Here is a 16,137-nt window from a genome sequence, read left to right on the forward strand (position 1 = left end):
GGCAGTTCAGCCTATCGCGCTAGCGTGATGGTGTGAGCGACAGTGCAGCCAGCGTCCTGAAACGGTTCGGACCGATGGTGTACGCGCCGACGGTCCTGTTCGCACTGGGCGAGGGCGCGGTCATCCCGCTGATCCCGGTGATCGCGACCCGGCTCGGCGCCGACGTGTCGATGGCCGCGCTCGTCGCATCCGCCCTGGTCATCGGCCAGCTGTGCGGCAACATCCCCGCGGGTGTGCTCGTCGCCAGGATAGGCGAGCGCTTCACGATGGTCTTCGCCGGCATCGCCTCGGTGATCGCCGGCGTGGGGATGCTGCTCGCACCGTCACTGGTGCTGTTCGCCGCGGCGGTGTTCCTGCTGGGCTTCTGCGCGGCGGCCTTCGGCCTGGCGCGGCACGCCTTCATGACCACCCGCGTGCCACCGCGGTTTCGCGCCCGGGCGCTGTCGCTTCTGGGCGGGAGCTTCCGCTTCGGCGTGTTCATCGGCCCCTTTCTCGCTGCTGGGCTCATTCAGCTGACGGGCACCGAGATGTCGAGCATGTGGGTGCTGCTCGCGTGTGCGGGCGTGATCGTGCCACTGGTGCTGTTCGGCCCCGACCCCGAGAAGAGCAACCCGGTGCTGCTGAAGCCGACCGGAGCGGCGGTGGCCGAAGACTCCGGCGAAGTCGTCACGGGCTCGATCCCGACGATCGACCAGCAGGGCGTGCTGCGCACCATGTGGGCGTATCGTGCCGTGCTGCTGCGGCTCGGCTCGTCGGCCGCCGCACTGTCGGCGGTGCGCTCGGCGCGGCAGGTGATCCTGCCGCTGTGGGGCGTATCCCTCGGACTGGACGCGTCGACCATCGCCCTGGTGGTCGGTGTGACCGGCGCGATCGACTTCGCGCTGTTCTATGCGAGCGGCCAGGTGATGGACCGCTTCGGGCGGATCTGGGCGGCGATGCCCGCGATGCTGATGATGGGGGCCGGCTTCATCGCGCTCTCCCTCACGCACGACCTCGACGAGGCGACCATGTGGTTCGCGCTGATGGCGGCCGTGCTGGGCGTCGGCAACGGTCTCTCCAGCGGCATCCTGCTGACGTTCGGCGCTGATCTCGCCCCTGAACGCGAGCCCGCGGCCTTCCTGGGTTCGTGGCGCACTCTGACCGATGCGGGTGGAGCGGCCGCGCCGCTGATCGTCGCCGCGGTCACGGCGGCCGTGTCGCTGCCGCTGGCAACCGGTGTGATGGGAGCCGTCGCGCTGCTCGGCGCGGCCGGCTTCGTGCGCTGGACCCCGCGGTACCTGCCGAAGCGCCCCGTCTGAGCGCACGCCCCGACCGGCGGGCTCAGCGCAGCGCGGTGCGGCTGGTGCCGGTGGCCTCGAGGGGCACGCCGTCGGGCACGAACGGCGAGAGGACCGGCGGATGCCAGGTCGTCGCGACCGTCACGCGGGCCGATACCCCGTCCGGGGTTCCCGCCGCGATGAGCTCGGCGCCGTCGGAGATCGCGGAGACCACGGCATCCGCCTGCTCGCGCACCCCCGCATCCGTCAGCTCGGCGCGCACGTCCTCGCCCTCGACCTGCAGCACGAAGCCGTCGGAGCCGGCGAGCGCGGCGGCATCGGCGAGGGAGTCGAGCCGCTTCTGTGCGATGTACAGGTCGGTGGCGCAGACGCAGGTGAGGACGACCGCGATCGCCAGCAGGGTGTAGCCGAGGATCAGCGGCAGGATGCTGCCGTCGTCGTCTGCGGCGAGCGCGCGCAGCCGCGCACTCAGGCCGGTCGGGCGGTTCATTCGCTCCCCCACAGCCGGGACACCTTCTGGGCGGACTGCGCCTCGACGGGGATCGCCGCGATCCTGTCGAGCCCGAACAGCGGGGGCATGAACGGCAGCGACACGCTCGTGCGCACAGTGACGATCACCGTGGCGCCCGCGTCGGGGCAGCGTGAGGTGGCCGGCCGGCACGAGATCCCCACGTCGACCGCGTCGGGGTCCATCCCGTACTCGCGGACGACGCTGGCCAGCACGGCGTCGCCGGCGGAGGCCGCGGCGTCGGCGTCCGGGGCCTGCCCGATCACGCGCGCGGTGTGCCGCGCCGCCGCCTCGGCGCCGAGGGTCTGCTCCTGCACCGCGCCGAGGGTCAGCACCAGGTACACCAGCGGCACGAGCAGCAGGACGCCGACGACGATGAACTCCAGCGCCGCCGAGCCGGTCTCATCGGTCAGCATCCGCCGCTGCGGGGTCCGCGCCGGCAGCATCCGCCGCTCACTCCTCACCGAACGTCTCCACCGGCGCACGCGCCTCCACCTCCATCCCGTACGGGATGCCGATCAATCCCAGCACCGGCAGCATCGTGCGCACGCGCACGACCACGCTCGGATGCCCCAGGCTGCGGTCCTCGCCGACCGTGACATCGTCGGCGTAGGCCGTGCCCACCGCGCGGGTGATGACCGTCCGGGTGCGGGCGGCGCCCTCAGCGGGTGTGGTGTCGGCGAGCGCGGCGTAGTGCGCCCCTTCGACGGCGGCATCGTGCACGACGTTGCGCACGTACACTGCGAACGCGATCTGCAGCACGGCCAGCACGAGCGCGGTCAGCAGCGCCCCGACGAGCACGAACTCGACGGGACTGGATCCCCGCTCCTCGGCGAGGGGCTGCCGCACGCGCACGGACACGGGTCAGATGCCGGAGACCCGCGACATCGCCTGTTCGAACAGATCCACCAGCGCGGGACCGGCGACAGCCCAGATCACGACGACCAAGGCCGCGGTCATCAGCGTGACGAGGACCCAGCCGGGAACGTCGCCGCGCTCGTCCTCGGCGAGCCTGCGCCCGGCCCGGTACAGCTTTCCGATGGTCGCCATGTGTTGCTCCTTGTCTGTGAGGTGAAGGTGGGGGCGGCTCAGCCGAGGCCGAGACGAAGGATGAAGAGCCCCGGGTAGATCGCGAAGAGAACGGAAAGTGGGAGGATCAGGAAGACCAGCGGCAGCAGCCTGCCTGCTCGGCTGGCTTGCGTTCTGCCGCGTCCGCCGGAAGGAACATCGAGGGGTCAAGCACACCGTGAATGGTGATCGCCTGGGGTCGTCCCTGCACGATGTCCGACACGAGCACCCGCACGTCCAGAAGCTCCACGACCTCCCGGCGCATCGCCGCCGAGGCGTTCTCCAGACGACCTCGGGCCCTCTCCGCGAGCGCCGCCACGTCGGTGATCCGCTGGGCCTGGTCCTCCCGCCGCGAGTGTATCGACGCGAGCGCCTCCAGCCGCTCGCGTACGTCTGCGAGCTCCCCGCGCAGGCGCTCCATCGTCGCGCGGTGCTCTTCGGGGTCGTCAGCCATGAGGTACAGGTCCTTGGCGCGACCCATCGCCCGCTCTAGGGTGGTCTCCTGCTTGCGGAGCGCCGCCACCATCGGGGCGTCGTCGTTCAGGTCGGCGTCGTCATCCAGTTCCAGCCACTGCCGCGCGAGGCGCTCCAGCCGCTCGGGGTCGGCCAGCATCGCGGCCAGCTCATCCCAGACTGCCGCGTCGATAGCCGGTCCCTTGATCTGGGTGCAGGAGCACCGGGGCTGTTCCTTCGACCGGTACCGCTTGCCCGAGCACAGGTAGTAGTGGTTCGGGCGGCTCTTCGTGGCCACCCCGTCGTAGTGCTTGCCGAAGTCGCACGGGCCGAACAGTCGACCGGTCAGCATCTGTCGCTGAGGGGCCGAGGGGGTCCACGATGCTTTACGGTTGACGGCGCGTTGGAGTGCTTGCCACTCCTGCCGCGTAAACACCGGCTCGCCGAGGGTGACCGTCACAGTGTCCCCGTATTTCGGGGTGCCGTCGCGGTTCGTCTTGGTGACGTGGGCGTACTTCCGTCGCGCGTGGTCCGGGCGGCTCGGTGCACCCCAGACGGTCTCCCCCGTCCACAGCGACGGATTCGTCGCTGTCTGCCGGACGGTCTGGTACTGCCAAGTCGCGGCCTGGCGCGGGCGAAGCCCCATGAGGTTGAGCCGTTCCGCCACTTCGGCGGTGCTCAGGCGCTCCTTCACGAACAGGTGGTGCATCGTGCGGAGCACTTCGCGCTCGCGCTCGTCAGGCACGGGGCGGGCGTCCTTCTTGAGCCCTTCGAGCCGCCAGCCGAACGGCGGCTTGGAGCCTGCCCACCCTCCGGCGCGGCCCTTAGCACGCTGACCGGCGGCGGTGCGGGCGACGATGGTGTCGCGCTCGAATTCGGCGAACCCGGCCAGCATTGTTCGCATTGCGCGCCCTGCCGGGGTGCTCATGTCGATCTGCTCCTTGACCACCACGAGGTCCACGCCCATGTCGGATAGGCGGTCGGTCTCGCGGATCGCGTCACCGGCTTTGCGAGCGAAGCGGTCGAGCTTGGCGACGACCACGGCGTCCACCTTGCCGTCGCGGGCGTCCTGGAGCATCTGTCGCCAGGCGGGCCGGTTCGAGTCGGTGCCCGAGAGTCCCTCGTCCACGTATGCGCCGACGAGCTCCCAGCCGCGCGCCTTGATCGTGGCTTCGCAGATTTCGCGCTGTTCCGGCAGTGAAGTGTTGTCCACCTGGAGGTCGGTGCTGACGCGGGCGTAGTAGGCGGCGCGGGTCTTGGCGCTCATGTGGTCCTCCGGGCGTACGCCTCGCGGCGGGTTTCGTTGATGCAGTCGCGGCACCACGCCTGCCGGGACTCGCCGCCCCGCTTGCGGAGGGCGAACGCCGACACCGGCAGGTCTCGCGTGCAGTGCGGGCAGGTCTTGGTGGCTTCGGCAGTCATGGTCATCGGGTCACTTCCTCCATCGGGGTCGGGAGCCAGCGCGGATGAATCCGCCGCCAGCGGTCCACGCCCGGGATCAGCCCGAGTGTCGAACCGTCGTCCCAGGCGACGTGAACGGTCCCGGCGTCGTCCACGCCGGTCACTTCACCAGTCGCGTTCGGTTCGAGTCGGGTGTACGGGTCCGCCACGGAAACGAGCGCGATTTGCGCGCCCGCATCTGTGGGGTTCAGGTTCTCGGGCAGGTTGGCCCAGTCCTCGGCGTCTGCGGCCTGCTTCGCGAGGATGCGCTGACCGATCTCGCCCGCAATCTCGGCGGATCGTGTCTGGTCGTCAGTCATAGTCGGGTCTCCTCAGAAGTCGTAACCACCGCAGGCGAGCGCGACCTCGTACACCTCGGCGTAGTCGTCGGCGTTGTCCGGGTCGGCAGGGCGGTCGTGGTCGAGTTCGAACTGTTCGGTGGCGGCACGGACCGCACCCTCGGGGTAGAAGTCGAGGTCGAGGTCGTCGGTCATCTGCCGGACGAGGGCGTCCCAGACGCCCCCGTTGTAATCGACGTATTCGAGGGTCACGCGGCCTGCTCCTCGGTCTTGGCCTTCGGTTCGGGCTTCGGGGCGGTCGCACGGGCGACGGCGCGCTGGGCCTTCGCGCGGAGCGCGTCACTTGGCAGGGTCGCCAGCAGGGCCTTGGCTTGCTTCGGGTTCTCGACCACTGCGCGGGCGACCATCCCGGCGTGGCGCGCATCGTGCCCTGGGCGATACGTCGCCTTCGGCCCGACCGGCTCGCCGCACGTGCAGGCGCAGGTGTTCAGCGGAATCTGGGTGGCGGTGACCTTGGTGTTCATGGGGTATCTCCAATTTGCCGTCTGACCAGGGCTTTCCTGGCTTCGTTTTCCATGAAAACACACCCGTGTTTTCGACACAATCTTGGGCTCATCTGGGCTTTTCTACTCTCGTACCCCGAGCTGGGCGCGGAGTTTGGCTTGCAGGCGTTCCGAGTGGGCGACCTCGGCCAGGGCCGCGTCGGCGGTGATGGTCTTTGAGCGAAGGTCGGCGCGGAGCCTCGCGAGGTGACGCGAGTCGTGACCGCTGAGGTACCAGCCGCCCTTCGTGACTCCGCCGCACCCGCACGTACAGTCACGCTGGCCCGGGCTCCAGCGTCGGCCTTCACGGGACGAGCGGCGACTGGCTCGGTCACGGCCCTTACCTGTCGTACCGCGCGCCTTCCGCGCCGCCCACTCCGCCGAGATGGCCCGGGTCTTGTTCCGCGTGACGCCCGCCCACGTCCCGGCGCTGGGCTCCTCCGCGTCGGCGTAGCGCTGGCAGAGGGCGAACACCGGGCAGAGCAAGCAAAGGTCGGCGGCGAGCTCCTGGTCTGTCGCGTCGTCAGACGTCCACGCCTCCGCACCAGGTCCGAGGCAGGGCACCTCCTGCCGCTTCTCCCGAGCCAACAACAGGCCGTGGCTCAAGTCGTCGAACGCCTCCGCCGCCTCAACTGTCTGCGAATGCCATTGGAAGACCTCGGCGATCAGCTTGTCGGTCTGGGCCGTCGTGAGACCGCGCGGCTGGGTCTCCCCGGCCTTCCGTACCGCCTCCGGCGACCTCACAGAGCCTGTCGGGCCCGGGAGGAGGGTTGCAACCTGCGAGGTCGCCGGAGAAGTCGTGAGAGCGGAAGCCGTAGCGAGGACGGACGTGCCGACTGCAAACCCCATACGATGAACTCCCCACATTCCGGCCCGCCCGTGCCCAGCGGGAAGTCCACCAGGCGCGGGCGGTCGATGGAATCAACCACGTCGAGAGACCGCTAGATCGACACATCGCGTCGATCAGACGCGCCCTCGACGGCGAACCGGCCCAGCTCGCGCACGAGCCCGGCGACCTGGAAGTTGTAGAGCCATTCCAGGACGGCGCGCTTGTGCTCGTCGTTGAAGTAGAAGAGGCCGCCGCCGTACTCGACCGGTCCCCCGAGCCCCGAGATTCGCCCGAGGTCGTACATGACGCTCATGCGGGCGTACTCGATGCCGCACCCGAGCCGGTCGCGGCGCAGAGAGACGAGCTCGTCGAGCGCGATGGGCCCGAGCGCGAGGACCCAAACGGCGAGCTCCGGCGCACGCTTCGCGTCGGCGGCTTCCTCGTAGAGCGCTTCGAGGCGCACGAGGTCGGCCTGGGTCATGGTCTCGGTGGTGTTGGTGGTGTTCATGTCGTCCTCCTCAGGGCTGTTGATGTGAGGTTGTGCCGGGGGCCGGGTCGCGCCGACCCCCGGCGGGATTGAGTCAGAGCGCGTACGAGATGGCGTCGAGCAACTCGGAGCCGACCCGTTCGAGCGCCGCGCGGTAGCCCTTGCGGAACTGCTTGGACTCCGAGCCGTCCAGCGGCCACGCATCGACGTTGATCGACTCCAAGATGTCTGCCGTGTAGGCGAGGACACCCGCGACGAGGTACGCGGCCTGGTTGGCGTGCTGGGCGGCGTCGAAGTCCGCGTCGTGGAACACGTACGACAGCGCGTCGGTCGTGTCTCGATGCGCGTAGAACCGGCGCGACACGTCGCGTGCGAGTTCGCGAAGGCGTTGCAGTTGCTCATCCTGCGAGGTGCCCATGATGCTAGGCGGGGTCACAGGCTGAACGATCTGCGTCGGGTTGAGAATGGTCATGATGTTGCCCTCCTTGGGCGATTGCGATTGGTGTCGTGTGGTCGGAAGCAGGGCCGCACGGTGGCGATCGCGCCCTACTGCGCACGGCGCTCATGACCCGGCTTCCAGCGAGGACGTGCGCCCCGCTGTTGTCTTGCGGGCGAGGCGCTTCGCGTTGAGCTCCTCGATGACGGCGACCATTTCGTCCATGCGCTTCTGCTGTCGTCGTGCCCAGCGGACCCGACGCGTGGCCTCCTTGCGGTCGACGCCCTCCTCGGCCACGATCTGGCCGGGCGTCTTCGTCGCATCCGAGCGCCAGGTCTCGTGCAGGTCTCGCGCGGGCGCGCGCAAAGGGTCGATTACATCCACGCCCTCGGCGGTCTCCGACTCAGCCCGTCTTCCGTCCTCGCGTGCGCCCGCGTGCGAGGGCTCGATAACGTCGCGCTGCTCGTTCATGCGCCGCTCCTCTCCGACCGGTGCTGTTTGGGAACGTCGGCGGGTCGCGGGTTCCATGCGCGCTGTGCACGGCGGTGGTGGGTCTTGCAGAGTCCGTGCAGGTGCGCATCGCGATGGCACTCGGCCACCCAGCACTCACGCGCTGCGGACGTCGGCCCCCAGTCGGCCACCTCCTCGGCGTGCGGGGTGAGCCAGTCCGGCAGGCCGGTCGGGATCGTGTTCATGTCGGCGCTCCTCTCGCGCGCGTGGGCCTCGGAGGGCAGGGATGATTGGTTGTTGTCGGCGGTGCCCCCGTGGGTTCCCCCGCTCCCCCGCCTTCCTAAAGTTGGCGGGGGAACTGGTCGGGGAACCTCGTGGGGGAACTCGGGGGAATTCGGGGGAACCGCGTCGTGACGGGGCTCGCCGGCTCGGAGGAACTCGGGGGAACCGGGTGTGGGGGAACTCGGGGGAACCGGCATCAGAACTCCTCCTCATCGACACCCGCGAGAGGTGTCTTGGTCTCCGCGTCGGGGTGGCCCGGCGGGTACCAGAGCGAGGCGTTGTTAGGCCCCTTTCGCCACCCGATCCGGCCCGCGAATCGCATCGCTTTGAGGGCGTCGTTCTCGGCCCCCTTCTGGAAGCTGTTGCCGCTCTCCTTGAGCCGCTTGCCGACCACGGTCGAGTTGATGCCCGGGTCCGCTGTGACGAGTCGCAGGATCTCCGGTTCGAGGTCGCTCCGCTTCTGCGCCTGCTTCACCTCGCGCCGCGACCCCTCGCCGGTCAGCGAGAGCCGGTATGTCGACGGGTCGAATGCCAGTTGCATCTCCTCCACGTCCACGTCGCGGCCCTTCGCCTCGATGTAGGTGGACTTGTCGCCCTTCTCCCGGTCGCCGGGCTTGAGCCAGATGATCGAGTCCGGGTGGTCCTCCGTGGCTGATGCACCGCGTGAGCGGTCGGCGTTCCATCCCGCGTGGACGTTCAGCACCACGTCGGTCGCGCCGGCCTCAGAGCGGGCGAAGGTGTCGAGGTCGGAGAGGAATCGCTGCATCTGCGTGTTGTCGTTGCCGTTGTCGCCGTAGAACGCACGACTCAGCGGATCCACGAACAAGAACTCGACCTCGCGCTGGCGCAGGTACGCCGCGAGGTCGGCCCGGTCCTGCGGGTGCAGGAGCGGGTTCCGGCGTCCCCGGAGCGTCACGATGTCGAACCGTTCGGGATCGACGCCGACGAGGTGAGCCCAGTGAGCCACCTGCTTCGCCGCGACCTCGAAGTTGAGCAGCGCAATGCGACCCTTGACAGGCTCGACCGGGAACCGCCCGAGGAAGTCGCGCCCGGTGAGCAGCGCATCCGCGAGGTTCAGGTTAAACGTCGTCTTGCCGGTCTTGCGTGCGGCGACGACGGTGGTGAACCCCTCTGCGAGGATCAGCCCATCGACACGGAAGCGAGTCGAGTCGGGCCGCGCGAGGATCTCCGCGAGCGAGCCCGCGTCGAACGGCTCGGCGGGTTCGAGCTCGGCAAGCGCGCGGGTAAACAGCGCCTTGGCCTCATGTTCGATGATCTTGGCCTCGACGCGTTCCTCGATGCGGCGAGCGCGCTCCCCCTCCTTCGAGTGCTCCGAGTTCCACACCGACTCGACCGTCTTGGCCTTGTCCTCGTAGGACGGGTCGACCTTCGCGATCCACTCGTTGACGTGGTAGTCGTACAGTTCGCGGGCCTCGCGGTGCAGACGGGCGTAGTAGCCCGCGACCTTAGTGAGCGCGTCGTTGGTGATGCCCTGCCCTCGCGCGGGAGGGTCGAGGAGGAACCTGACGGCCTCGGACTGGGCGAAGAGACCGCCTGCCGCTTCCGTGTTACGGGAGGGCCGTTCGGGGGCTGCGTCGGGTGCCTTCCGCTCCCCTGGGAGCTGGACGCCGTATGCCGACCAGATCGCGCGCACGTCGTCATCGGTCAGGGCGTGCTCCGGCACCTCCGGATTTGCGACCGTGTAGGGCTTGCCCGTGTCCGGGTGCCTTGACGGCGGCAGGACGACGTAGGAACCTGCCCCAGCGCGGATGTCGATCCCCTTGCCCAGGACGTTGACGCCGGGCCTGATCTGTCGGGCGAGGGTGCCCCCGACTCGGTAGATCAGGTGTACGTTGCCGTTGCCCCTGCCGCTGAGGTGCTCCCTCGTCGGCGGGAACACGTCGAGGCGCTTCGCGTCGTGCTGCACGTCGAGGTCGAAGATCACCCGGTCCGTCGCCGCCCCGCCGACATTGCCGGTCGGATACGAGGCAAACAGCCGCCCGAGGGCGTCGGCGCTGCGTGTGGCGTCGAGGACTCCGTGGCCGAACTTGCCGCAACGACCGTCGCACCTGACCGGCTTGCCGCTCGCGTCCTTCTCGCCCTTATGCACGTTGGGAATCGCGGGCGTCTTGTCGTTGTGACGGAGCGGGAACGTCGGCCACCCCCGCTCGCTCCAGTTGAGCGCGGAGGCGAGCGCCGGATTCTCTGCCCCGCTCGGCTCTAGCGTGTAGTCGGGTGCCTTCACCATCAGGCCACCCCCGACAGTTCGCGGGCGACGGCCTCGGCGTGGAACTGCGCGAGATGAGCGTCGAGACGGTCGAACGAGGCCCACAGGCCGCAGTCCGGCGGTGTCGCGTCGTCTGCCTCCCGGGCAGGCTCGGCCTCCGGTCCGAACAGCAGCGTCAGAAGGCGGCTGGTGTTCTCGGGCGGAAGCTGCTGAGCTTCCCAGTGTGTGGTCGGTGTAGCCACCGCGCACTCCCCTTTCGGGTGAGGAGTGCGTCAAGACGACGAAACGCACCCCGAATCCGAACCCGCTGTTGCGGGGAGGGGAAGCGTTGCCGCCGGATTCAGAATGCCGTCTGAACCTTCCACCCTCAGTGGGATTCGGTGTGCGTTGTAGGGATGCTCACCGTCCGGCCCAAACCAGGAACCGGATGTCGTCTTCAGTTGTTGTCCGGCCTCTCGGCTGAACAAGTCCAGTCGAACATGGCGTGGTACGTCGCCACAAGTGACGTACGACAAGACTGTGACCCTCTACAGCGCGGCGGGTCTCTCGCCCCGTCCGGGCGTTTGTAGATCGTCCACGATGACGCTCTGTCACGGGTAAGACGAGACCCCCGCGCTGGGCATCAGCCGGGGGTCTCGATGTCGTTCGGAGTGCGCCGTTCGACCCTCCAATCCAAACATCGGGCCAACGGTGGGAGGAATCCCGGCTCGACGTGTCGCACTACGGCGAGCTCTCCGGGATGCTGAGATTTTCGCGCGGGATGGTGTTGGTCATCGCGGGGCCCGACGCCCCTCCCGGCGAGCGTCGGGCCTCCTCAGTAATCTGAGTCCATGGCTTCCTTCGCGGAGCGGGTCGGCAAACGCGCGACCCGCACGATCACCCAGACAGACGACCTCGACGTCGAGACTCGCACCGAGCTCTGGAACACGTTCGTCGTGCTCCGCGACATCCTCAACGAGGCCGGGCGGCGGTCGAACTGGGACAACGACACCGCGAAGAACCTCCTCACATCAGTGTGGGCCTGGGAGTTCAAGAAGCCCCGCGACGAGATGAAGGGCGAGGGTCAGGTCTGGGGCCTCATCAAGAAGACCGTGATGGAGGCTGAGTGGTTCGACGTACTCGACCTAATCGAGGAGACCGTCAAGTACCTCAAGCGCTACGCGGAGCAGTACACACGGACCCTGGATGAGACCTTCACCGAAGCGTTCAACAACCGCTTTGAACACTTCCTGGTCGGGTACCGCTTCATCGGTCAGGAACTGACCCCCGTCGACACCAGCGCGGAGGCGGACGCGATCAACGCGGCAATCGAGGACGTGGCGTCAATCGCGGGCGCTCGTCACAGCCTCGAACGCGCGACGGAGCTTCTTGCCGACAGGGACAAGCCCGACTACCCGAACTCGATCAAGGAGTCCATTTCTGCGGTTGAGGCAGTGGTCAAGAAGGTCACCGGCAAGGGCGAGCTCAGCAAGGGTCTGGCCGACCTCGAAGCCGCCGGGCTGACGATCCACCCCGCCCTCAAAAGCGCGTGGATCAAGATGTACGGCTGGACCTCCGATGACGACGGAATCCGCCACGGCGGAATCGACGCAGCGGACGCCGACCAGGCGCTTGCCGCGTACATGCTCAAGACCTGTTCGGCGTTCGTGTCCTACCTCACCGAGGAGGGCAGGAAGACCGGTCTGCTCAAGTAGTTTCCAGCAGGAGCGCCCGTCCCGGCGGGAAGCCGCTAGTTCCCGCCCTTGCTGAGGTTGTCGGTGATGCAGAGCATCTGGCAATTCGCCGCCTCGGTCTTGCCGCCCTTGTGCCACGGTTTGATGTGGTCGGCGTGCATCTCCGTGAACTCGAAGTGCTCCTTGCAGAACGGGCAGATCCCCTTCTGCCGCTCGTACGCCTCGCGCTTCTGGTTTGGTGTGAACGCCCGAATGCTGAGGTGCTTCTCCTGGCCATCGAGCACGTACGAGTAGATGCCCTTCTTACGGGTCACGTCCTCGTCCTGCATCAGCCGCGCCACCTCAACTTCGAGCGTCGCCGCGTCCCAGGTCGCGCCCTTGTGCGCGTTGTAGAGCTCGCCCCACGGCACGCCCTTCATCGGCGCACGGTAGACAGGGAACGTCGCCTCAGCCCACGTGATCACGTTCTGAAAGTAGAGCCACAGGTCGAGGGCATTCGCGTCATGCTGGTGCGTGGCCATGTACCCCTTGACGTCACCGTCGTTGATCCACTTAATCGCGGTCTCCAGGTACGCCTGGCGGTTCAGTTCACCCGTAACGTACTTGCTCCCGAGCCCGTAGGCCGGACAGCCGCTCTTGCTGAAATAGCCCTTCGCGGACGACACCCACGGACCGGCGAACACCGCGTTCCGAAGCTCCTGCTGGGTGAGCTCCTCGCCCGCGATGTTGATCGTTTCGAACCACGCGAGCTTCTCGCTGGCGGGGCCCGAGCATAGGTAGACGGTCAGCTCGTAGTCGAGGATCTGGTCCTTCTCGTCGGGCTGGAGGTTGTGGAAGTAACGCCCTTCGAACGCGAAGTCACCGTCTACGTACTGGCAGATGCTGATGGTGCGCTGTTGGCCGTCCATCACCTCGTAGACGCGCTCGTCGCCGTCCGGCACGTCGTCGCGCACGGCCCAGTACATCACGTTGAGCGGGTAGCCCTTGATGAGGGTGTCGATAACGGCGTCGCGTTGCTTGTCCTTGTAGACGAACTCGCGCTGGTACGGCGGGCGGATGTCCAGCTTCCCCGCGTACCCGACGACTCCGGCCTCAGCGTTGTCCTCGTAGTCTTCCGTGAGTTCGCGGACGGTGACCTTGGTGTGCTCGATGGTCATCTTCATGCCGTGGCTCCCTTGCGGCGGATCAGGATTCGGGCGTACAACTGCACGTACTTCTCCCCGGCGACCTCGTAGTAGGTCTTTCCGTGCGGCGGCTCGTCTACCTTCATCGCGGGACCATCGTTCAGCTTCTTTACTGTGCTCCGGACGCCCTTGCTGCTCACCTGGGTCTGCGTCGGGTAGATCTTGCTGGGCTTGCCCATCGGGGCCTTCGCAATGCCGACAATCTCGAACTGATCGGGGTTGTACTTGTCGAGGAAGGTAATGGGCACACCCATCACGCCGTCGTAGTCCGCAGGGATCTCAACGGTCTTGCCTACCTCGATTGCGTCGTAGTTGTCGTACGCCGGATAATCATCCGGACTGTACGTCTTGTAGAGCACCAGCTCTTCATGCCGCTTCGAGATGTCCATGTTTGTGAACCACGTGACGTTACGGAACTTCACTAGACCGGTGGCCGGGTCGTAGACGCCCTTGGCATAGTCGGCATCCCTCGGAATGGCGAAGTAGGCGTTGCCAGCCTGGAACCCGTAGCCGAGCCAGAGTTTGTTCTGTTGGATGAGGGGGAAGATGCCCTGGTAGGTGATCGCGTTGTGCGGCCCAATAATAAGGAACTTCTTGTCGTACTCGATCAGCTGGGCCACATACTCGCGGAACAGCGAGAACGGGGGGTTGGTGACCACGATGTCGGCCTGCTTGAGCAGTTCAATGCTCTCCGGGCTCCGGAAGTCACCGTTGCCCTTGAGGGGCACGATGCCGATCTCCTCGGGGTCAGGAACCCCGTTCCCGCTCGTGTCGCCTTCGTATTCAAGGTAGATGGCCTGCTCTGCGTCGTACTGGCTGAACAGGTCAACGTCCTGGCTCTTGTAACAGGCCGCGATGAGCTTCTTCAGCCCGAGCTTCTCGAAGTTGTAGCTGAAGTAGTGGAAGAAGTTGCTCATCCGGGGGTCGTCGCAGTTTAGGTAGACGACCTTGCCCTTGAAGTGCTTCCGGTAGTGCTTCAACTCCCGTTCGATATCGGGAAGTTGCGTGTAGAACTCGTCCTCTTTGGCCGACTTGGCCGAGGTGAGATTAGCGGTGTTCGACACGGTGGCGGGTCACTCCTCAAGTTGGTTCGCGCGGATTCCCGGCGTCGCCTCGATCCTACGGGCGGGCACGGACGTTGAGTCGTAGCCGCTGGTCGCGTCGCCCCCGCGTCAATGTCGGTGGCCGCACATAGCCTGTTCCCGTCCGCTCCCGCGTACCCGAGGAGGCATACATGGCGGTTCACTGGGTCAACTACGACCTCAACAAATCCGGTCAGGACTATACGAAGCTGATCGAGTACCTGAAGTCCCACAACGGCTGGGCCAAGCCACTCAAGAGCAGCTTCTTCGTCGCCACGTCGCTAACGGCTGGTCAGCTACGCGACGGGATCAAGCAGCACATCGACTCGAACGACGATGTGGTGGTCGTCGGAGTCGGCGGTAAGGGGTGGGCCACCTACGGGCTCTCCGACGAGCTGAACAAGTGGCTCAAGGACAACCTGTAGGGGTGCGTTGGTCGGAGTCGGAAACAGGTCATCTGCCGCACGCCCGCGCCGTGCTCGTAAGCTGTCAGCGAGCTGATCAGTAAGGGGATGGCAATGAGTGATCTGACGTTGAAGGTCGGATGCGACTACTGCGGGGCACAGCCTGGCGAGCGCTGCCGCACATCGTCTGGCGCGGAGGCGTCGTCCAATCACGGCGCGCGGAACGCGGTCAGCGGAGAGTTCTTCCGGCAGGGCATGGACTTCGGCTACGAACAGGGGTTCGCTGACGGGCAGGCGCAGAGCTAGCCCGCTAGGCCGACCGGGAAGCGCCGCACTCTCGGCAGAGCCACATCAGGTCGTCGTCGACCTCGGCGGGCTCCATGCGGTGTAGGCATTCCGGGCAATTCGGCACGTCGAGGAGCCGGTCGCGCTCCCGCCGAAGTTCCCTCTGCCGCTCCAGATCGTCCATCCCGCCAGCCTACGCAGGCGCGAGTAGGTGCGCGCGGCTTCCCGTGGGGGCTTCCTTGACCTCGGACGGCCTCGCCGGTATTCGTGGGGGTCCCGGCGCTCTCAGGACGCGGGAGAGGCCTCCGTGACTTCGCGCCGCCCGGATACGACGAGACCCCCGGTCGCCGAAGCGATACCGAGGGCCTGTCGCTGTACCGGGGAGCGGTAGGGCGCTTACCCCGGCGGGTCTGTCACGCGGCGTGCGGGCCGACCTTGAACGTCTGGTCGAGCTTGCGCACGGCCTCCGCCGTGTCCGCGTTCACCACCGGCTCGGTGTTCGACGCCATCAGCGCCTCGAACCCCTCGTGGTCGGCCTTGAACAGCGCGGTGAGCCCCGCGCCGGTCTGCGCACCCTCGATGATGTCCTTGACCACCTCGCGCCACGCGGCCTGCTCGTCGAACTGCGCCTGAGCGTCCCGAGCGATGGTGGCCTGCGGGTGGCCGACCTCGACCAGCGCCTCGAACACCCGCTCGTGGATGCTCGCTACGACTGCCACCGGGTCGTCCGAGCGGAGCACCTCGGGCATCACTTCGGCGTTGCTGGCGATTGCCGCGAGGCGCTCGGGGCTGGCCCCGCGCATGACCTCCGCCAGTGTGCGACCCGAGGCGATGAGCCGGTCCACGATCCCCAGTTCCCGCGCCTGCACCGCGACCTGGTCGGCAGTCGTGGGGGTGAGCCCCGCGATGACCGACGCCCGATTGGCCCTCGGGGCCTCGGGCTCCGCCGGGAGCGACTTGAGGAGCTCCGCACGGGCCTCCATCACGCCGAGGTGCTTCCGCTTCGTGTTCGCGGTGTTCGTGCGCTCCGGGTCGTGTAACTTCACCGCCGTAGCGGTGTCGGCGCGGAACTTCGTGATTGCGGCCACGAGGGCCGACTTGTTTACTGCCATTGTGTTTCTCGATTCCCTGGACGGGGCTCTCGCCCCTGGGCGGGCCGGTCTGACGGTTGACAGACCGGGGTCTGTACCGTCTACGCGGCGCGCGGAAGC

The 16,137-nt window shown here is 67.3% G+C and carries 24 protein-coding genes; 4 read left to right on the plus strand and 20 right to left on the minus strand.

All coding sequences use genetic code 11. The features are described 5' to 3' along the window. Positions 1–74: 74 nt before the first annotated feature. Entirely contained in the window at positions 75–1,298 is a 1,224-nt protein-coding gene (locus WDU99_RS08270) for an MFS transporter (RefSeq protein WP_337332181.1), read from the plus strand. A gap of 22 nt (positions 1,299–1,320) precedes the next feature. Here WDU99_RS08270 and WDU99_RS08275 read toward each other — a convergent pair whose 3' ends face one another. The 16 genes from WDU99_RS08275 to WDU99_RS08345 all read right to left on the minus strand — a co-directional run bounded on the left by WDU99_RS08275 (position 1,321) and on the right by WDU99_RS08345 (position 10,540). Then, on the minus strand, positions 1,321–1,767 hold the full coding sequence (locus WDU99_RS08275) for a pilus assembly protein TadG-related protein (RefSeq protein ID WP_337331978.1): 447 nt from the start codon (positions 1,765–1,767) through the stop codon (positions 1,321–1,323). Further along, entirely contained in the window at positions 1,764–2,231 is a 468-nt protein-coding gene (locus tag WDU99_RS08280; protein ID WP_337331979.1) for a TadE family protein, read from the minus strand. Before WDU99_RS08280 ends, WDU99_RS08275 begins: the two co-directional genes overlap by 4 nt. A gap of 7 nt (positions 2,232–2,238) precedes the next feature. Then, the gene (locus tag WDU99_RS08285; protein ID WP_337331980.1) at positions 2,239–2,646 is read right to left on the minus strand and encodes a TadE/TadG family type IV pilus assembly protein; all 408 of its coding nucleotides are present in this window, start codon (positions 2,644–2,646) and stop codon (positions 2,239–2,241) included. Positions 2,647–2,649: 3 nt separating this feature from the next. Further along, complete coding sequence (locus tag WDU99_RS08290; protein WP_337331981.1) at positions 2,650–2,835, minus strand: hypothetical protein; 186 nt, start codon at positions 2,833–2,835, stop codon at positions 2,650–2,652. Positions 2,836–2,941: 106 nt separating this feature from the next. After that, positions 2,942–4,573, minus strand: coding sequence for a recombinase family protein (locus WDU99_RS08295; protein ID WP_337331982.1), 1,632 nt, complete (start codon positions 4,571–4,573; stop codon positions 2,942–2,944). Beyond that, complete coding sequence (locus WDU99_RS08300; RefSeq protein WP_337331983.1) at positions 4,570–4,734, minus strand: hypothetical protein; 165 nt, start codon at positions 4,732–4,734, stop codon at positions 4,570–4,572. The genes WDU99_RS08295 and WDU99_RS08300 overlap by 4 nt, the downstream gene beginning before the upstream one ends. After that, positions 4,731–5,066, minus strand: coding sequence for a DUF4314 domain-containing protein (locus tag WDU99_RS08305; RefSeq protein WP_337331984.1), 336 nt, complete (start codon positions 5,064–5,066; stop codon positions 4,731–4,733). Before WDU99_RS08305 ends, WDU99_RS08300 begins: the two co-directional genes overlap by 4 nt. Positions 5,067–5,078: 12 nt before the next feature. Then, the gene (locus WDU99_RS08310; protein WP_337331985.1) at positions 5,079–5,297 is read right to left on the minus strand and encodes a hypothetical protein; all 219 of its coding nucleotides are present in this window, start codon (positions 5,295–5,297) and stop codon (positions 5,079–5,081) included. Then, positions 5,294–5,569 (minus strand): hypothetical protein, encoded by a 276-nt coding sequence (locus tag WDU99_RS08315; protein WP_337331986.1) that lies wholly within the window; start codon positions 5,567–5,569, stop codon positions 5,294–5,296. Before WDU99_RS08315 ends, WDU99_RS08310 begins: the two co-directional genes overlap by 4 nt. 102 nt (positions 5,570–5,671) lie before the next feature. Further along, on the minus strand, positions 5,672–6,454 hold the full coding sequence (locus tag WDU99_RS17270) for a WhiB family transcriptional regulator (protein ID WP_420063992.1): 783 nt from the start codon (positions 6,452–6,454) through the stop codon (positions 5,672–5,674). A 74-nt stretch (positions 6,455–6,528) separates the two neighbouring features. Further along, entirely contained in the window at positions 6,529–6,924 is a 396-nt protein-coding gene (locus WDU99_RS08320) for a hypothetical protein (RefSeq protein WP_337331987.1), read from the minus strand. 73 nt (positions 6,925–6,997) lie between these two features. Beyond that, a complete protein-coding gene (locus WDU99_RS08325; protein WP_337331988.1) occupies positions 6,998–7,375 on the minus strand; it encodes a hypothetical protein in 378 nt (125 codons plus the stop codon). A 90-nt stretch (positions 7,376–7,465) separates the two neighbouring features. Further along, positions 7,466–7,810 (minus strand): hypothetical protein, encoded by a 345-nt coding sequence (locus WDU99_RS08330; RefSeq protein WP_337331989.1) that lies wholly within the window; start codon positions 7,808–7,810, stop codon positions 7,466–7,468. After that, complete coding sequence (locus tag WDU99_RS08335; RefSeq protein ID WP_337331990.1) at positions 7,807–8,034, minus strand: hypothetical protein; 228 nt, start codon at positions 8,032–8,034, stop codon at positions 7,807–7,809. Before WDU99_RS08335 ends, WDU99_RS08330 begins: the two co-directional genes overlap by 4 nt. 233 nt (positions 8,035–8,267) lie before the next feature. Further along, positions 8,268–10,319, minus strand: coding sequence for an AAA family ATPase (locus WDU99_RS08340; protein WP_337331991.1), 2,052 nt, complete (start codon positions 10,317–10,319; stop codon positions 8,268–8,270). Then, the gene (locus WDU99_RS08345; protein ID WP_337331992.1) at positions 10,319–10,540 is read right to left on the minus strand and encodes a hypothetical protein; all 222 of its coding nucleotides are present in this window, start codon (positions 10,538–10,540) and stop codon (positions 10,319–10,321) included. The genes WDU99_RS08340 and WDU99_RS08345 overlap by 1 nt, the downstream gene beginning before the upstream one ends. Positions 10,541–11,128: 588 nt before the next feature. On the opposite strand from WDU99_RS08345, the gene WDU99_RS08350 reads away from it, so the two are divergent. Further along, positions 11,129–11,992: an AbiJ-NTD4 domain-containing protein gene (locus WDU99_RS08350; protein ID WP_337331993.1), complete on the plus strand. Its 864-nt coding sequence runs from the start codon at positions 11,129–11,131 to the stop codon at positions 11,990–11,992. A gap of 35 nt (positions 11,993–12,027) precedes the next feature. Here WDU99_RS08350 and WDU99_RS08355 read toward each other — a convergent pair whose 3' ends face one another. Both WDU99_RS08355 and WDU99_RS08360 read right to left on the minus strand, forming a co-directional pair. Then, positions 12,028–13,128, minus strand: coding sequence for an HNH endonuclease family protein (locus WDU99_RS08355; protein WP_337331994.1), 1,101 nt, complete (start codon positions 13,126–13,128; stop codon positions 12,028–12,030). Between the two features lie 2 nt (positions 13,129–13,130). Continuing rightward, positions 13,131–14,219, minus strand: coding sequence for an adenine-specific methyltransferase EcoRI family protein (locus tag WDU99_RS08360; protein WP_337331995.1), 1,089 nt, complete (start codon positions 14,217–14,219; stop codon positions 13,131–13,133). 170 nt (positions 14,220–14,389) lie between these two features. On the opposite strand from WDU99_RS08360, the gene WDU99_RS08365 reads away from it, so the two are divergent. Both WDU99_RS08365 and WDU99_RS08370 read left to right on the plus strand, forming a co-directional pair. Next, a complete protein-coding gene (locus WDU99_RS08365) occupies positions 14,390–14,662 on the plus strand; it encodes a hypothetical protein (protein WP_337331996.1) in 273 nt (90 codons plus the stop codon). Positions 14,663–14,755: 93 nt separating this feature from the next. Next, the gene (locus tag WDU99_RS08370; RefSeq protein WP_337331997.1) at positions 14,756–14,947 is read left to right on the plus strand and encodes a zinc finger domain-containing protein; all 192 of its coding nucleotides are present in this window, start codon (positions 14,756–14,758) and stop codon (positions 14,945–14,947) included. 4 nt (positions 14,948–14,951) lie between these two features. Here WDU99_RS08370 and WDU99_RS08375 read toward each other — a convergent pair whose 3' ends face one another. Both WDU99_RS08375 and WDU99_RS08380 read right to left on the minus strand, forming a co-directional pair. Continuing rightward, the gene (locus tag WDU99_RS08375) at positions 14,952–15,110 is read right to left on the minus strand and encodes a hypothetical protein (protein ID WP_337331998.1); all 159 of its coding nucleotides are present in this window, start codon (positions 15,108–15,110) and stop codon (positions 14,952–14,954) included. A 229-nt stretch (positions 15,111–15,339) separates the two neighbouring features. Beyond that, positions 15,340–16,038: a hypothetical protein gene (locus tag WDU99_RS08380; protein WP_337331999.1), complete on the minus strand. Its 699-nt coding sequence runs from the start codon at positions 16,036–16,038 to the stop codon at positions 15,340–15,342. Between the last annotated feature and the right edge of the window lie 99 nt (positions 16,039–16,137).

This window comes from Microbacterium bandirmense (assembly GCF_037204185.1).
GTDB classification, from domain to species: Bacteria; Actinomycetota; Actinomycetes; order Actinomycetales; family Microbacteriaceae; genus Microbacterium; species Microbacterium bandirmense.

Coding starts and splice junctions, on each gene's coding strand:
- WDU99_RS08280 (WP_337331979.1), bottom strand. CDS start 2,231: ATGCTGCCGGCGCGGACCCCGCAGCGGCGGATGCTGACCGATGAGACC.
- WDU99_RS08380 (WP_337331999.1), bottom strand. CDS start 16,038: ATGGCAGTAAACAAGTCGGCCCTCGTGGCCGCAATCACGAAGTTCCGC.
- WDU99_RS08315 (WP_337331986.1), bottom strand. CDS start 5,569: ATGAACACCAAGGTCACCGCCACCCAGATTCCGCTGAACACCTGCGCC.
- WDU99_RS08270 (WP_337332181.1), top strand. CDS start 75: ATGGTGTACGCGCCGACGGTCCTGTTCGCACTGGGCGAGGGCGCGGTC.
- WDU99_RS08300 (WP_337331983.1), bottom strand. CDS start 4,734: ATGACCATGACTGCCGAAGCCACCAAGACCTGCCCGCACTGCACGCGA.
- WDU99_RS08335 (WP_337331990.1), bottom strand. CDS start 8,034: ATGAACACGATCCCGACCGGCCTGCCGGACTGGCTCACCCCGCACGCC.
- WDU99_RS08305 (WP_337331984.1), bottom strand. CDS start 5,066: ATGACTGACGACCAGACACGATCCGCCGAGATTGCGGGCGAGATCGGT.
- WDU99_RS08375 (WP_337331998.1), bottom strand. CDS start 15,110: ATGGACGATCTGGAGCGGCAGAGGGAACTTCGGCGGGAGCGCGACCGG.
- WDU99_RS08370 (WP_337331997.1), top strand. CDS start 14,756: ATGAGTGATCTGACGTTGAAGGTCGGATGCGACTACTGCGGGGCACAG.
- WDU99_RS08320 (WP_337331987.1), bottom strand. CDS start 6,924: ATGAACACCACCAACACCACCGAGACCATGACCCAGGCCGACCTCGTG.
- WDU99_RS08325 (WP_337331988.1), bottom strand. CDS start 7,375: ATGACCATTCTCAACCCGACGCAGATCGTTCAGCCTGTGACCCCGCCT.
- WDU99_RS17270 (WP_420063992.1), bottom strand. CDS start 6,454: ATGTGGGGAGTTCATCGTATGGGGTTTGCAGTCGGCACGTCCGTCCTC.
- WDU99_RS08275 (WP_337331978.1), bottom strand. CDS start 1,767: ATGAACCGCCCGACCGGCCTGAGTGCGCGGCTGCGCGCGCTCGCCGCA.
- WDU99_RS08365 (WP_337331996.1), top strand. CDS start 14,390: ATGGCGGTTCACTGGGTCAACTACGACCTCAACAAATCCGGTCAGGAC.
- WDU99_RS08330 (WP_337331989.1), bottom strand. CDS start 7,810: ATGAACGAGCAGCGCGACGTTATCGAGCCCTCGCACGCGGGCGCACGC.
- WDU99_RS08295 (WP_337331982.1), bottom strand. CDS start 4,573: ATGAGCGCCAAGACCCGCGCCGCCTACTACGCCCGCGTCAGCACCGAC.
- WDU99_RS08355 (WP_337331994.1), bottom strand. CDS start 13,128: ATGACCATCGAGCACACCAAGGTCACCGTCCGCGAACTCACGGAAGAC.
- WDU99_RS08290 (WP_337331981.1), bottom strand. CDS start 2,835: ATGGCGACCATCGGAAAGCTGTACCGGGCCGGGCGCAGGCTCGCCGAG.
- WDU99_RS08350 (WP_337331993.1), top strand. CDS start 11,129: ATGGCTTCCTTCGCGGAGCGGGTCGGCAAACGCGCGACCCGCACGATC.
- WDU99_RS08340 (WP_337331991.1), bottom strand. CDS start 10,319: ATGGTGAAGGCACCCGACTACACGCTAGAGCCGAGCGGGGCAGAGAAT.